At 48.3% G+C, this 16335-nt stretch carries 11 protein-coding genes, 1 tRNA gene and 1 pseudogene; 8 read left to right on the top strand and 5 right to left on the bottom strand.

Going from position 1 to position 16335, the window contains the following annotated elements; genetic code table 11:
• The 5 genes from OEM52_03925 to OEM52_03905 all read right to left on the bottom strand — a co-directional run.
• Positions 1–611, bottom strand: a 611-nt coding sequence (locus OEM52_03925; GenBank protein MDK9699284.1) for an ROK family protein, incomplete at its 3' end; no start/stop codon positions are given.
• A gap of 52 nt (positions 612–663) precedes the next feature.
• Entirely contained in the window at positions 664–3525 is a 2862-nt protein-coding gene (locus OEM52_03920; GenBank protein ID MDK9699283.1) for an exonuclease domain-containing protein, read from the bottom strand.
• A gap of 241 nt (positions 3526–3766) precedes the next feature.
• Positions 3767–5017, bottom strand: a complete 1251-nt coding sequence (locus tag OEM52_03915) for a hypothetical protein (protein MDK9699282.1) — start codon at positions 5015–5017, stop codon at positions 3767–3769.
• A gap of 383 nt (positions 5018–5400) precedes the next feature.
• Positions 5401–7938, bottom strand: coding sequence for a T9SS type A sorting domain-containing protein (locus OEM52_03910; protein MDK9699281.1), 2538 nt, complete (start codon positions 7936–7938; stop codon positions 5401–5403).
• Between the two features lie 208 nt (positions 7939–8146).
• The gene (locus tag OEM52_03905; GenBank protein ID MDK9699280.1) at positions 8147–10162 is read right to left on the bottom strand and encodes a hypothetical protein; all 2016 of its coding nucleotides are present in this window, start codon (positions 10160–10162) and stop codon (positions 8147–8149) included.
• A 42-nt stretch (positions 10163–10204) separates the two neighbouring features.
• Between OEM52_03905 and OEM52_03900 the strand changes: the two genes are divergently transcribed.
• From OEM52_03900 to OEM52_03865, 8 genes and pseudogenes are all read left to right on the top strand, one after another.
• The gene (locus tag OEM52_03900; GenBank protein ID MDK9699279.1) at positions 10205–10660 is read left to right on the top strand and encodes a nucleoside deaminase; all 456 of its coding nucleotides are present in this window, start codon (positions 10205–10207) and stop codon (positions 10658–10660) included.
• Between the two features lie 701 nt (positions 10661–11361).
• Positions 11362–11443 (top strand) — tRNA-Leu (locus OEM52_03895).
• 35 nt (positions 11444–11478) lie between these two features.
• A complete protein-coding gene (tig, locus tag OEM52_03890; GenBank protein ID MDK9699278.1) occupies positions 11479–12795 on the top strand; it encodes a trigger factor in 1317 nt (438 codons plus the stop codon).
• Complete coding sequence (locus tag OEM52_03885; GenBank protein ID MDK9699277.1) at positions 12764–13201, top strand: helix-hairpin-helix domain-containing protein; 438 nt, start codon at positions 12764–12766, stop codon at positions 13199–13201. The genes tig and OEM52_03885 overlap by 32 nt, the downstream gene beginning before the upstream one ends.
• Positions 13198–14385, top strand: coding sequence for a hypothetical protein (locus tag OEM52_03880; protein MDK9699276.1), 1188 nt, complete (start codon positions 13198–13200; stop codon positions 14383–14385). Before OEM52_03885 ends, OEM52_03880 begins: the two co-directional genes overlap by 4 nt.
• 66 nt (positions 14386–14451) lie before the next feature.
• A complete protein-coding gene (locus OEM52_03875; GenBank protein ID MDK9699275.1) occupies positions 14452–14862 on the top strand; it encodes a spore germination protein GerW family protein in 411 nt (136 codons plus the stop codon).
• Positions 14863–14882: 20 nt separating this feature from the next.
• Positions 14883–15387 (top strand): annotated as a pseudogene (gene coaD / locus OEM52_03870) (pantetheine-phosphate adenylyltransferase).
• Between the two features lie 3 nt (positions 15388–15390).
• The gene (locus OEM52_03865; protein ID MDK9699274.1) at positions 15391–16305 is read left to right on the top strand and encodes a flippase-like domain-containing protein; all 915 of its coding nucleotides are present in this window, start codon (positions 15391–15393) and stop codon (positions 16303–16305) included.
• Positions 16306–16335 lie beyond the last annotated feature (30 nt).

Below are 16335 nucleotides of genomic sequence, written 5' to 3'. Positions count from 1 at the left end.
GCATTCGACCAGTCGAGGGGTGTCCAGTTTGCTCGACCGGGATGTTTCTCAGCCCCTCGGCGAATAATCCCATCGCGCCCGGTATAAACTTCCAAACAGCCATTGGAACCGCAATTGCAGGGCGGTCCGTTGGGATCGATACAATAGTGTCCCAATTCCGCGCCGCCGCCTTTGGCACCAGTTAAGACATTGCCATCAATGACAACTCCACCACCGATACCAGTTCCGAGAGTCAAGAGGACAATGCCGCAAGTTCCCTTTCCAGCGCCGATTTGATACTCTGCCAGCGCGGCAAGATTGGCGTCATTTTCCAATACGACCGGAACTTGATACTGTTCCTGCAGCAATTTCTTTAAGGGAACGATTCCCCAACCTGATAGATTGGGAACAAAGACGACATTCTCGCGCGGTTTATCCAACGTGCCGGGAATCCCAACACCAATCGCGGAAAATGTTCGTTTCGACGCGAGCGATTGCACCGCCTCGAGGAATACTGGTAATGTTGTATTTGGCAGATCAACCGCCGTCTGCTCAATGATTGTGTGCGAATCGGTTTTCCACCAAATCGCTTTCAGGCGAGTACCGCCGAGATCAAGTCCAAGGATGCTCATAATACACTCGACAGACAAGAGTGTCGGTCGTACCCTTTATTCGCTGACAACATTATGAAAGCTCGACCGGGTTTAACCAACTCAACAGATTGATCCACTCTTGTTTTGTACGCAAAGGAGTAGTTTCCACGGGAAAGGATTTTCGGATCTGCGTGCCATATCGGGCTGTCATAATCCGGCGATCTAAAATCATCACGATACCACGATCCTCTTCTTGTCGAATCATGCGACCAATTCCCTGTTTCATTTTCAAGATTGTTTGGGGCAGCGATACGGCATAAAAATCGTTACCGCCGTTTTTCGTGACCAATTCCGCTTTAGCCGCTTGAATCGGCTCGTCGGGCACCGGGAACGGCAAACGGGGAATGATGATTAACTCTAACGTTGCGCCAGGTAAATCGACCCCTTCCCAAAATGAATCGTACCCAATCAAAACGCCACCGGTATGCGTTCGGAACAACTCCACCAATTCAGCAGGGTTGCCGTCCCGCCCTTGCAGCCATACCACGCGATTGTGGCGGTCGAACAGCGGTTGTAACGCTTGTGCAAAGGCTGTCCCGGTTTTTTTCGAGGTAGCGAGGATTAACGTATTCACGTTGGTTGCCAACAACGTCGGCGCTAACCAACCGGCGACCTCGACCACATTCAGAAAATTCCCGTGCCACGGATCGTCACCAAACATCGGTACGGCGATTTTCAATTGCCGTTTCAAATCGAATGGCGATGTGAAGATTGCTTCGTCGACGGGAACATCATCCCGTAACGCGCCGATTGCATGTCGAAAATATGAAAACGAATCGGCGACTGTCAACGTCGCACTGGTCATTACACCGAATCTACCCGATTCAAACAGCGCTTCAAACAAGGGCGGAGCCACGTCAACCGGCGCCGAGTGAAATGTAACATCCATCGGATCGGACTGCGCTGGCATTTCCCACCAAGTCGCAAAATTCTCCTGAGCAGTGCGAATTCGCTGCCACGAACTCTTTACTTCTTCAAATCGCATCGCAAACGACTCGACTTGCATTTTCATTTCTTCATCGTCTTTGGTCTGCTCTTTGGCGCGAGAAATGGCTTGGATTATCGCTTCAAATTGTACGTCAATTGCTCTTGCTTCCCGTTTCATCCACACCGCCGGACCATCGCCATCGAGATAGCGGACGCGTCTGCCATACTCGCTCTCGGCATTCTCGACGAAGCGCGGCATTAACCCTTGCACCAAATTCGTCCATGCGGTATCGAGGCGCGACAATTCCAATTGTAACTCGGAGAAGGTTGAATAGCTTTGATTAGCGCCGCCTTTCGCGATCGACTCGAGGAAGAATTCTGCCATTCCTACCACAATTGCGCGTGTCAATTCGACGGTAGCGGCATCGCGAGCTACTTCTTCTAAACGGTGAGCTTCATCGATGATGAGTGCGCCCACTTCACCTAAGAGTTGTTGTTGATGAAACAGATAGTTACAGAGCAGCGCATGATTCACTATGACCAATTGCGCAGTTGCCGCTCGCCGACGCACTTTCGCAAAAAAACAATCGTCGGTATTGTTGGGACATCCGCGAGCGCCGCAGAGATAGGGATCAGATACGAGCTTCTTCATCAATGCGCTACTTTCGCGCAAAGTCACAAGCTCGGCGCTATCGCCGGTTTCCGTCCAATTCAACCACAAGGGTAAAGTAACAGCGGAGTAAGCTTCATTGGGATTCGTGCCATTGTCGACCCGGCCGATGAAATCAGTGAAACGATGTGGACAGAGATAGTTAGAACGTCCTTTTAACAGAATCGCTTCAACCCCTTGGAACTGGTCTTGCCAAAACGGAATATCCTTGTGGAAGAGCTGATGCTGCAGGGTTTTACTATAGGTCGAAATGACTGCGCGGCGGGTATGATCTTCGGCGAGCCACGCCATCACCGGCACTAAATAGCCAAAGGTTTTTCCGACGCCAGTACCGGCTTCCAGCAGTTCCCACCGTTGATTTTGTAACGCTTCTCCGGTGCGATGGGCATATTCGATCTGCGCATTCCGCTGCACAAACGCATTCATTTGACGGCTGGCAAATCCGCCCTCCGCCAACTCCTCCGCCGCGGTAGGAAATGCGATACTCTGTTCACCGGTAGTTACTCGGACCGCCGACGGCCAAGGTGAGGGGGGCAGAATACGAAGTTTTTGCTCAGGTAAATGTGTGCGTAACCGTTGCCACATAATCGCGGGAAAACCATAGCGGGAAGCTCGGGAGAGCGCAGCTAACTGGTCGCACTCCTCTCGGCTTAACAGTTGCAAGCGAGGCAACAATTTGCGAAAAAGTTCTCCCGTTGCTATCGCATCGGATAAAGCGCGATGGGGATGCTCGTGGGACACTTCGAGCCATTTTGTATAACCGCTCAAACCGCCGGGAGGCGCTTCCGGATAGACCAACCGGGCAAAATTACGAGTATCAAGGGTGTAAAGTGGTAATGGCCAACGTTTACCGGCACGACGCGCTTCCATCGTCAAAAAGCCAACATCAAACGAGAGATTGTGACCAAGTAACGCCATCGCTTCACCCCAAATCTCCGAGATTTCTTCGATGGCATCATGATACTGAGGTTTCCCGGTGAGCATTTTTTTTGTAATGCCGGTGAGACGAGTGATTTCCGGTGGAATCGTTCCGTTATAAGCAAAGAACGAATCGTAAACGGATTTTACCCCTTCGATAGTAACCCACGCCATGCCCAATTCGAGGACTCGATTCGTTTTGGAATCGATCCCGGTTGTCTCGGTATCGATCACGAGGATGCGATCGGGCAACTCTAACCAATCCCAGATTTTCGCAATCTCTTCGATTGTGTTGGTTTCAGTCAGAACGGATGTTGGGGGTGTATTCACGATGGTGCAATATAGAGAATGTTTGATGGCGGGAGTAGTTTCTTTCACGACTCCCGGAAGTGGCGGGAGGGCATGCTCTGTACCACCCCTACTCGAGTTCTGAGATTACTTCGTTGCTACGCTCCTCGCAATGACACGACAGGCAGGAGTACCTAACCTCCAATTTTGCGGTAGGGCGTTTTCTGTGCCTCCCACATCCACCGCGACAAGAATGTCGCGGCCACGCAAAAGGAAAGGGGCGTATGCTTTACACACCTATCATATGCTCAGACAGGATTGTCTGAGCTACTTACCGGAAAGAAATTGCTGGTTGGAAGGGTGGTGCATTCGTGCGAAAGCGTTGGTCGTATCGATAACTCTTCAGATAACCGGTACGGATTCCGGTAGTTGCAGTGTTACCACGATGCACATAGTCCCGCTTCTTATACGCAATCGATCCACATAAATAGATGAAACCACGCTCGTCATAACCATGATTCGAACAGCGATAGATGTAAGGGTCGTACCCAAGATTATCATTTTGTTGTTGGATGCTGATGCTTCCATTCAGAGCGATGTAGACGCCATGTATAGCGATATCACGGCGTCGTTGACTGGTACCGATTACAAAGTGGTTGCCAGCATCTTCCCGACCATTTTCCCAAGTGTTGCTAATTATGATGCCACGGGGCGCTTCATCTGCTTGGCCGGATGTAGTGGCTTCACTGACAACTGTGAGATAATTCGGTGAATTTGCTGGAACTAAGTAAGGCCATGTCGCAGCATCGGAATAGACAAGGTTATCCATCAGTCGGATGATGCCGGAAGCGCCAATTGCAAGGTTTCCCGTTACACTTCCTTGTACCCAAAGATCGCCTTCAACGAAAATCGCCGATGGTTGCAAATTCCATGAGATTGCATTTGTCGGTGGTTCAATTATGAAAGGGGATTGAGTTCCCGATTCCCATTGCCATACATCGGCAACGAATCCATGAAACATAAGTGCAGTTGTTCGAGTGTTGCCCGGATTTTCAAAGTAGTGTCCATTGCTCGAACGCGCAGCATTTCTGATTTCGTAGGCATAGCGCGACCATCGCATGCGGGTGTTTGTTTCAATATATCCCCGGTGAAAGGTACCAGAGCCGGGTGGCGTTATTCTTCTCACCCAAACCGAGTCACAGAAAACTGCCCCGGTGTGTACGGGTAAACTATCATTCGACCACAATGGACCCGACAAAGTATCCCATGCCCAAAACCAGATGAACTCTCCGAAGCGGGTGCGCTCAATATCGGAAACGTAAAAGAAATCGCTGAATTGTTTCCGGGGACCAGGAGCTGGCGGGAGAATTGGCGATCCCGCCTTAACGGGTGCAGAGGTAAGTTGATACTGTGTTGCTTCGTTGTTATACACCGAGTAGCTGATGACTGTCTTTGTCGACACAACTTGCTGAAGTGTTAGCATTGTTACGACGAGGATACCTAATACAGTCAACATGATCGTTACTGTTGCGTTGTATTTTGGGAGAATCGAACGGTACATCTTAAAAAATAACTTGCACATACTAACTCCTTTCATAGAACATCATCATTAGAGGGAGGGTATTCTCAGTACCTCCTCTACTCGGCTCTGGGATTGCTTCGTCGCTACGCTCCTCGCAATGACATTGGACAGACAGGAGTGTCTGTCCTATGGATAATGGGGCGTATTGCAATACGCCCCAAATTTGTCAGGCAGGATTGCCTAACCTCCAAGTTGGGCGTGCGCGGCACGCCCCTACGGAACGGGAGGACATTTCTGTGCCTCCCCTACCCGAATTAGATTGGACAGACAGGAGTGTCTGTCCTATGGAAATGTAAGGCAGTTGCCTAACCTCCAAGTTGGGCGTGCGCGGCACGCCCCTACGGAACGGGAGGACATTTCTGTGCCTCCCCTACCCAAACAAATTATCGTAAAAGAACGGCTTTGGTTATGAATGTATGATTCGTTGTTGTCATCCGAATGAAATAGATACCACTCGGTTGATGCTCGGCTGTCCACGTGATGCGATTCCGACCGGCAGCTTGATAGCCATCGGAAAGAGTCTTCACTATTCTTCCCGTTGCATCATACAAATCAATCCGGACGTGGCTTGCAGTCGGCACTTCATATAGCACATCGGTCGTCGCATTAAACGGATTCGGATATACCCCGGTTAAGCGATACTGCTTCGGTAATGAATTGTTGACTTCACCGGCACTAACACCAAGAATGATAAATAGCGAGTCGGAGACGTCGAAAACCGTTGTATCGGTAAATCGCGCGACTTTCACACAAGCATTTGGTGTCGATAACGGATAGCTGTTGTAATGGATGGAATCGTTCAAGGTTTGACCAAGGACTTCCCACTCCCCATTTGGATAATTCCGATTGAGTTTGATACGCACCATTCCTGGGCAATTATCACGAACAAAGGTGATCGGTTGATCGCTATAGGGTTCCCAGCGTTCGCCGCCATTTGGTCTCGTTACCCGTAATGTCGGAGCTGAGAAAATGACGAAGTTTGCGTCGCAGGTATCGCCAACGGTCTGATCAAGAACTGACATGACACGCAACCGAGCGAAGTTGGTATTCGGGCCTGTGACAGTCCACACTCGGACAGTGTCGTTTAGTGAATCAGGAACAATCGTTTCCCAAGTACCGGACGGATAATTCCGGTTTAAGTCGAAGCGGACATTTCCCTGTAAACCAATTCTCGACCAAAGAATGGTATCGCGAACACCGATTAAAAAGACTTCGCCGTTGTTGTGATTCTGAAGGACAGCTCGCATTTCCCCAACAAGAAGATTTCGTTCCGGGAGTAAAGGAGTTGTAGGAATCGAAGTAACCGGTACGCGATGGTAATTGAAGTCGTTGTTTGTCCATACACCTTCGGATTGCAACGGAGTACCGGCATCATAATCGGTTACATAAGTAATATGTACAAAGTTATCAGCTAATTGATTGGACGACGGCCAATTCTCGGATCGACAGGCTCCGGCAGCAGCCCCGGGTGTGTGAGTCGCTGTGATATTCGTTGCTGTTGACCAGCGGCGTCCGCCATCGGTGGAAACCGTTACATACACATCATAATTGGGATAACCGTTGAGGGCGACATCGTTTAAGGTAGCTGCAGTATCTAACGGGTCGTAGGTAGCGGCAAAGGTGCAATAGAGATTACCGTTTGCACCCAACGAGAGAGAACCACGATGAGCAGTACGGTTCCATGCGCCAGGATTTGCCCGTAGTTCGGTATCGAGATTGCCACCATCAGCAACCATCCGCAATACAAATGGTTCGTCGCTCCGCCAGTGCCAGATATGACCGAAGACATAGGTGTATGTGGTGGTCGTGGAGACAGCATAGTAAAGATTGGTTGTAAAGACCGCATGCAAAACATCACTGGCATCATACAACAAACTGATGTCGTTGTACGCACGGAAGGTGTCGCGACAGGCCGCCATCGTATCGGGATAGAGGGAATAGTTCGGTAACCGCCAATGTGTCATATAGCGGAAATTGTTAAAATCCCAAGTACTGCCATCCTGCGATTCAGCATAAACGACATTGTTGTTTACTTGTGTGTAGGTTGTTGGCGGTGGATTGAAATCCATATCGACGGGTCGCATCCAAGCAACTGCGGCACGGTTCGATACTCTTGAAGCAGTCACCTCAGCAGCAATGTTAAGGGTCGAACCTGGTATTTGAATCGGTTGTCCCCAAGTGACAGTCGTTAACTGATGGTTGTAAGTGCCACGATAATACCATTGTCGTTGGGCTGAACCAGCTGCAAGGTTACCTTCAGCAACTACCATGTGAACAACGTTATTACGGGTGGCAACTCGCGGCCAAAGATTTTGCACAGTCGTTCCACCTTCGACAATTAATGGAAGGGGATCGTCACAGATTAATGCTCCAATACCCGGCTCGATATCATGATAGAGGTTTCCGGTTGGAATAGTTGGAGCGCGTGGAGCATTTTCATGAAATCCGACAAACGCTGTGTTTTGCAGAAGTCCCATCGATGTAAAACCACTCCGAGTTACCGTCTGGGGTGGAACTTGCGTACCATTCGCTCCAAGGGTAAAGGCACTTGTGGCGGTGTTGAACACATTGTAGCTGATATGACGAGTGACAGCAGCAGAATCGAATCCCCGCATCCATACCATGTGTACAAAACCGAGTGAATCCTTGGCAATCATTCTACCACAAGTACCGTTATGCTGGAGATCATACCATGTCCGCCCGGCACGAAACACCGAACCAATAGTGTCAAGCATGGGAGGGGGGTCTGGTAAGCGATCATTGGGAAGTAGATCCCAACTCGGTAACGGTTCCTCACCGGTGATCAATTTATCGTAATGATGGGGATCGACTCTGGCTACGGTTGGTGCCGAGTTCGCTATGATAGGTAGTAACGTTGACAAGGTAAAGACCAACGTAAAAAGCAGATGACGAGTATTCATCGCGCGCTCCTATATCGTCGAGTCACCAAAAGAGAGAAAGAAAGAGAAATTGATAGAGAAATCGAAAGGACTACATTGAAACATAACTTGTTTCAGAGGGGGATTCAATACATAATGGCTGGTTTACAAAAATAATTGGGGTGGCGTCCGTTATTATAATCCTGCATCGGCAATACTATCCGATAGGAAAATCACTCTATGAAAGAGATTAAGATATTTCGCGGATGACTTCCTGACGGGAAGTTATGATACGGAGTCGAATGGATAGCGAATCCGTTTTCGGGTAGGTTTTCCAATTCCGAAGAAATTCTTTCATTTGCTCGTCAATCGATACTTTACCGGACAAGCCCAAAACGATTTCTTCGGCATGGAGCCGGGCGGCGGCGGCTACAATCGCTTCGGTGGCAGATGGAGCCGTCACTACAAGGGGCAGTACAACTTTGCCATAGGATTCGGCAACTTTCATCACTTCCTGAAACAGCATTTTTTCATGTCTTCCGAAAACGGTAATTTCGTCTGTTTCCAGTTCATCGCGCACGATGCGTACCGTCATAACAACAATATCGCGGTCAGCAAATTGCGGCATTTCAAGCATTTTCCTGAGATGGGACAGCCCTTGGGGATGCCGAGCGGCGATTAGGATGGGACGGTTTTGCGCATTAAATTTACTCTGTACCGAGTCTAATGTTTTAAACGATTCCAATTCAAAGCGTTGTGGTTCATTTACTGGCTCGGTTAACCAAGCTGCAAATCCAAACCGTTTTACAAAATACGTTGTAGTGAATATTACCAGAATCGTTAATCCTAACGAAGTTTTCCATCCCAACAATCCTGTTACGGCAATCATTGTTATCAAAGCAATCATTAACAAAAGGGCTTCGCTAACTCGCCGACTTAGTTTCAGTCGGCTACCAGTCACTTCAGGAGGAGTGTTTTTTGCTTTTCTGAGTTTTAGCATTTCATCCATGGCAGTAATGCTGCTTGCCATAATCGAAATCGAAACCAGCCAACCGGTGACAGCGACGGCATAATTGTTCATTGCGAGCAGTATTATTGCACAGAGGAATTGGACAACACCAATTACAAGTAAGAGCCGGGAATAGGTACCAAACCGGGTATGTTGAAACCGCAGAATTAGTGGCAGATAACCGGCTTCCAGTGCTGGTAACAGCAATGTTTCGAGATGGCGAGTCGCTGCGTCGTAAGCAAAGAGACAAAAAGCGGTCATGACAAAGACAAAAATCGCAACTGAAGGTAACCCACCCGTGTTCCAAACTATCAGTCCGTAAATACTGCGATGAATAACGGTGGAAAAGACGACCCCAATTACGGCGAGCATTCCGACTGCAAAAGCGGCGGCAACAATGGCATTCTTGCGTTTTGGAGCGGCAATATCTCGCATTGATGTGACAATCTCATCGCGGTTTGCCACGGCAAACAGCGCTAATGATGCAGCAAAAGCAGTCGTTGCAACGAAGTACGGCAAATCGGGCAAATCGTGAATGTCGGGTAGAACGATCCTAAACCGTTCACTTAGTAAGGGATTCCAAGATGGCAAATTGGTGCTGAACAAATAGAAAATTAGTAGTAGCGTCATTGCAAGAATTACAGTAAACAACCGCCGCATCCGCGCCCGATCCTGTTCCCTGCCAACAATTCGTTTGCGGAGAAAGAGCACAATCAAAAGACCGGTCAAAGCTATTGCTAAGTATGTTGGCTCCCTTTGAAGTAACTCAGGAGTGAACTTCATGTAGCTGAGACCGTGGGCAACATAGTACCCAAGGAAGAGAATACTTAAACCAGCACTTGCTAAAGAAGCTAATAACGATGCAGTCCATTCCACCGGGGAACTGAAGGGATGGTTTTTAGAGTAACTTGAGACAATTCCCTCAGAAATCGCCAAAGGTTTGCGGGCAAACATCCATAACGCGAGAATGGCGACGGAGATTCCAATCGCGATGAGTGCTTGTAGCTGGTGCTTAGCTGGTAAAAAAAGACCAATGGTGAGAAATGGAAAAGCCATCGTTACGATTATTCGTAACGTGGCATCGAACGGTGTTATAAAAGTCGTTACCGGGGTGGATACGACGATGATCCGTTCACGATTGGGCGGGTAAGCAGGCGAACTCATACTGTCGTAAGGTAACGCGAAGAGTTCAAAAAGAACAAGTGCCCGGAGAACTTCAGAAAGTGAAGATTCGGTTGTATTTTTCCAATGAGTCACCCACTACATCAATTTTGTAGTGATTAGGAGTATATGTTAGAAATGCCGAATTACTTTGACCGGGGCATGTACCGGGCATTGCGACAAGCGGAAGAAGCGCTACGCTCAGGTGAAGTGCCGGTGGGTGCGGTTGTCATGCATGGTGAGCGATTGTTGGGCACCGGCAGCAACCGAACGATGATGAGCAACGATCCTACCGCGCATGCGGAAATGTTGGCAATCTCGGCAGCAACGCAGACTTTGGGAGAACAATATCTCGAAGGGTGTACGTTGTTTGTTACGCTGGAACCGTGTCCAATGTGTGCAGGTGCTATTCTGTTGGCGCGGTTAGACCGAGTTGTGTTTGGTGCGAACGATCCAAAAATGGGGGCTGCCGGAAGTCTTTATAATCTGTTGGAGGAGGGTAAACTCCCCAAAAAAACGACAGTTGTTGGTGGCATCTGTGAGCAAGAATGTGGTGACATTTTACGGCGGTTTTTTCAGGAACGTCGTAACTAACCTATTTCGGTGACTTAAATATTTATTGAATTATACGTTTTAACTTTCCTGTTCGCGCTACTGCTTGTTTCGCTATCGATTCCGGTGCGACTGCGCTTTCACTTGAGAAACCAGAAATTCACTTTTCACTTCTCATATTTTATATTTTCTTTTCAAAGCGATACAAAGGAGAATGAATCGATCCCCACAGCAACAGGTTCAATCGATGTTGCTAAATCGACCGAAAGAAAAATCAAAACTTCCAAAGAACCGAAAAAGAAGAAGACGAAAAAGAAGCGGTTCGATGGACTAAAACTTTTTTCTTGTAGCAAAGAGATAGTCGCATTCCTGGGTTGGGGGGTACGAAGTTTACGCCGAATTTTTTCAATTCCGAATTGGCAACCAGTTGATGGGTATTTTCAAATCGGTGGCGACGATCCGGCGTTGATTGGAATGTTGTATGGGTATGGGTGTTCGGTTCAGCCTTTGCTGCCGAACAAGCTAACTCTGCGTATCTATCCCGCTTTTGAACAAGGACAATGGGAGTATTCGATTTCGGGGGGATGCTCGATTCGTCCTATCCGAATTCTATGGGAATTACTTATCATCCTGCTTAGTTTTCCTTTACTTTCTGGCATTCGCCTGTATAGAAAGACCCGAGTTCGGCACTAAGGATTTGCCCCAAGAAAGAAATTTCGATACCTTTATCGTTTGCATGTTTAGCGAGAGTGGCGGAATTGGCAGACGCGCCAGACTTAGGATCTGGTGCCGAAAGGCGTGGGGGTTCGAGTCCCCCCTTTCGCACGGTAGATTTATCCTTACGAATCTCAGGAGAAACAGTGATCAACGATTTACAAGTAACGCAATCACAACTGGATGAAACATCGGTTGAGCTGCAAGTGACCATCCCGGCGACCGAGGTCTCTGAACGATATCAAACGGAGTTGGTGAAGCTTTCGAAAACGATTCAATTGCCCGGTTTCCGGGTCGGTAAAGTCCCCATGACTATGCTTCGCCAACGGTTTGGCAGCGCATTATTGGAAGACATCGTCGAAACTTTGGTGAAAGAGGCATATCCGTTAGCTCTTACGCAAACCGGCGTCGAACCAATCGCGAAAGCGGAAGTGGATAACGAAGTGTTCGGCGAAAACCAACCGCTCACTTTCTCGCTGAAGATTCCAGTTGCACCGGTATATGAAGCAAAGGGCTTCGATGCGTTGCCTATTTGGAAGTACAAGGTCGAGATCGCCGATTGCGACGTCGATGTTGCCATGGAACGACTGCGCGTGAATTATGCGAATTATGTACCAACAAATCTCGCCGCCACCATCGATTCGTTCCTCGACTGCGAAATCGCCTCACTTGACGATCAAGGACATATTTACAAGGATTCGATTCGTCACATTCCCGATTTCCCGGTGGCAAACGATCCGCTGGGACCGAACAGCACGGAGAGATTACTCGGCATTGTCGATGGTGAAATCAGGGTTGTCGAAGTCGTTGAACAGCATGATCAAGCAGCCCACGGCGGCGGCGAAGCGCACGAACACAAGTATACATACCGAGTACAAGTAACATCGGTAAAAGATCGTGTGCTTCCCGAACTTAACGAGGAGTTTGTTGCGAAGTTCGGACCGATGTATAAGACAGTCGAAGATTTGCGGAATGCGATGAAAGTGGAGCTTGAACATTCTGCCGACCAACGGTGTGAAGAAGGAGTATACCGGCGTATCCGCAGCGCAGTTTTGGAAGCGAACGATATACCTGTACCATCGGCGTTTGTAGAAGTATATGCCGAGCAGTTACGCGAACGGTTAGCCCATGAAACAGGTGTAGTATCCGATGATTTCTTTGAAAAAGTCTTGCGACCGGCTTCGACAGTCGATGCGAAATGGGATCTGTTGTTACGGCAAATTGGTCAACAGTTGCAAATCGAACCGACTGACGATGAGATGAAGCAACAATTGCAAGTGGTAGCACGGGAAATGAAAATTCCAGTCGATGAGTTTACGGAACAAGCAACTCATGACGGTAGAATTCGCATCATCCGCGCGGAAATCATTCAACGTAAAGCAGCTAAGCAGTTGCGTGACACGGCACAGATCGAGGAGCGACCGATCGGATATGCCGAATTCAGCACCCTCAAAGAAGTCTAATTGGAAAGAACGTTTCCAGACCTTGCCGCTGCTGTTTACGCCGTTTGAGCGGATGCTCATTCTAACAGCAGCGGTTGTTCTTCTGGCGGCGACTTTTCCTATTACCCGTTCGACTGCTCCCGCTACAATAAGACAAAACGAACTTCCATCATTACGGTCTCTTGTTGTAGCGGACTCAATCGTTCACTTTCCGTTGGATGTAAATCATGCTTCAAGAGAATTGCTGGAATTAGTACCGGGGATTGGAAAAGTAACAGCGCAACGTATTATCCAAGCGCGCCGAGCGAAACCTTTTCGTACCTTAGAGGAACTTGACGAGCGGGTAAATGGCATTGGTCCGGTAACATTCGAGCGGATTCGTCCGTTTCTTACAGTTGATAGCGATTCAATTCTGCACAAACCATGAATAAAACTGTTCTTCGCTGGTTCGGACAGAGAATATCCGTGGGAATCCTCACAGAGGAGAATGGCGTATTCTCTTTTCTTGAGTTAGCAAACCGTAATGTTCCATTTGCTTCTTCCCCTATCATTGCGAAATCGCCCACATTAGAACCGATTTTGTTGCAAGCATTTGTCTCATTGGTATCAAGTTACTCGCCGAGTGAAATTGAAGTATGGCTCCCGGTTGATTGGGGAATGCGTGCAACAGTTCCCGCCCCAGCTTTAGCGAACGATGAGATTGTCGACCAACTCCGTTGGGAGGTAGGTTTTAAGCTGAACGACGATATTGAACGATTCCTGTTCCGGTATGCACAACGTTCCGATGGGCAATTTGAAATAGCGGCGCTTCGACCAGCGGTTTATACGTTTTGGCGAAATTTGTGTGAGTCGATCCCGTGTAAACTAACCGTAATAAGAATCGGCAGCGTCGACGATACGTTAGATTCGTGGCAGTTGATGTGCTTCAACGAAAATGTTTCGCAAGAAGTGGAAACCAGCGTCGAACAAACCGAAGAAGTCGCCCGATCGAAACGCAAAGTGAAACTTTTCTGGCCGATTGTTGCACTAATTTTATTGTTGGCAGTGGGCGGGTTGTTATGGTGGCAACCGTGGGTTTACAAACCTAAGCATCCGATAAAGCCAGTGACAACACCGATAGGGAAGAAAGTCGATACAGTCCCGCTTGGATATGTTAAACCGGACACGCTTCTCATTGCGACAACTCCTTCATCGACACAACCGAACAGTACCCTGCAAGCGATTGACATTTTTACTAAAACAGTGCAAGTAGTTGCAAGTTTGGGTCAATTGGAGACAGCAGTACTGACAACAGGCGAAGCGATGTTTCAGTTGGTTGTCGATGGTGACCGCAGTACGCAAACGAAAGCAAAGTTGGATTCCGCAGGACTGAAAAGTTATCAAGTCATATACGATGGACCTTCGCTGCGATTCAGCATTTTCGTAGTGGTTCCAACCTATCCGATCCAACCATTTTCCGGAGTTAGCAGTAGTGGTGTTCGATTAGTTGGAGATAGTTGGGAAGGAAAGTTGGACGAGTTGATGCAGCGGCTATCCAAACAATCGGCGTTGCCCTATCGCATCACTTATATCAAGGCTGGTGAAGTTTGGCGTGCGGTTATCACAGACTAACGCATGCAGTTTCAATGTAATTATATCGAAACACCGGATTTTCGCGGATAACTGTTAGGAGGAACAATGGCAGGCGAGTTTACCAAAGACATTCTCGATACATTACTCAGTAAATTGACTTCCATCGCGGCAACGAAGACCGTAGTGGGCGAACCGATTACGATTGGCGAACGGGTAATTCTGCCGGTAGTAAAAGTTTCCCTCGGAGTCGGTGCCGGGAGTGGAGAAGGATCTGGCGCGAAAGGCGAGGGGAAACAAGGCAGTGGCGGTGGCTCCGGTGGCGGAGCGGGTTTGTCGATTTCACCGGTTGCTTTTATCGTCCTCGACGGTCACAACGTACATTTGTTTGGTACGAAACCGAGTGCGCTCGATAATTTAACAGCAAAACTTCCAGAGTTGGTTTCAACCGTTTTGAGCACGATCAAAACGTCTAAGAAAAAAGACACCGATAGCAGCGAAGAGAAGTCTGAAGAGTAAATATTTCGGTTACGAATATTATGTCTAAACACAACTCGAAACCGCATATCGCGGTGGTACCAGGTACTTTTGACCCAATTACTAACGGACACCTCGACGTTATCGAACGCACCGCTTCACTGTTTGAAGTAGTGTACGTTTGTTTGGCAATGAATCCTGAAAAGCAACCGCTCTTCGGTATCGAGGAGCGGTTAGCTATGATGCAGGAGAGTTGCAAGAATATTCCTCATGTCGAAGTCGATTCCTTCAAGGGTTTAGTTGTTAAATTCGCGTCAAAAGGAAGCAATTGCATTAATTCGCGGTGTACGGGCTATCAGCGATTTCGAGTTTGAATTTCAAATGGCTCTGATGAATCGACGGTTGGCACCGGAAATTGTAACGCTTTTTATGATGCCCCATCCCCGCTACACCTATCTCAACAGCTCGTTAATCCGCAACGTGGCATCGAACGGTGGCGATGTCTCCCACTACGTCCCGGAGCCGGTAATGCGCAGGCTACGGGAAAAATTTCCTGCGTTGTCGTAACCGATGGGGATACTCGGAAAACAAGTCTTTCAAGTTGTCGCCTCTCTGATCGCTATCGCGCTCGCAGTCTGGTATTTTGCATGGCGAACACCACCGGAGTTTTTCCAGCAGTTTTCCTATATCAATTACTGGTATGTCGTTTTAGGTGCATTTGGGTATGCACTCTTCGTTGTACTTTCGACAATCCGGTGGGGTTTTCTGTTAACGAAAGATGTTAAGAAGCTTCCGTGGGGTAACTTGTTATCGATCACCGCTATCGCAAAAGGGTTGGGATCGGTCACCCCGATGAATGCCGGGGAATTCCTCAAAGCTGAAATGTCTCATAAACTCTCAGGCGGTTCTCGCGGCTCACAGTATGGAATCGTGGCAGTCGAACGGGTGATGGATGTGGCAACGCTCCTGATATTTGCTACGGTCGGTATTTTAGCACAAACGGAGTTTCGTGAACGGTTTTTAACCCATTTAGAAATTGTACTTGGACTGTTTGTGATTTGTGTCGTGGTAGGAGTGTTTGCCCTAAAAGTTGCTCATAAACGCATTACAAAACTCCGGACACTAATCGACGGGATGGCGGCAACGATCCGCATAACAGCAAATAGCTGGATCGTGCCGGTCGTAACCATTGTGCAATGGATTGTAATCGGATTGTTGTGGATCGCGTTAGCAAAAGCGTTTGATGTCACGATGCCGGTCACCGATGCTCTGGTAGTTCTAAGTTTGGTGACATTTATCATGGTCGCGAGTTTTCTTCCGGGAGGGGTTGGGATTGCCGATATCGGAGCATCGGAAATTGCCCTCGCGCTGGGTTACTCGAACCCGGAATGTATCGCCATCGTGTTTGCAATTCGATTGAATACATTCATTAGTTTGTTCATCGGAATAACCGCCTATCTACTCCGAAAGTTCCGACACACCTGAGATTGCAAGCGTTAGGCAGATAAACTCCGT

It is taken from the genome of bacterium (genome assembly GCA_030247525.1).
GTDB lineage: Bacteria > Electryoneota > JAOADG01 > JAOADG01 > JAOADG01 > JAOTSC01.
The sequence above is the reverse complement of the archived record's forward strand: the minus strand, read 5'-3'. Positions and strand labels throughout refer to the sequence as shown.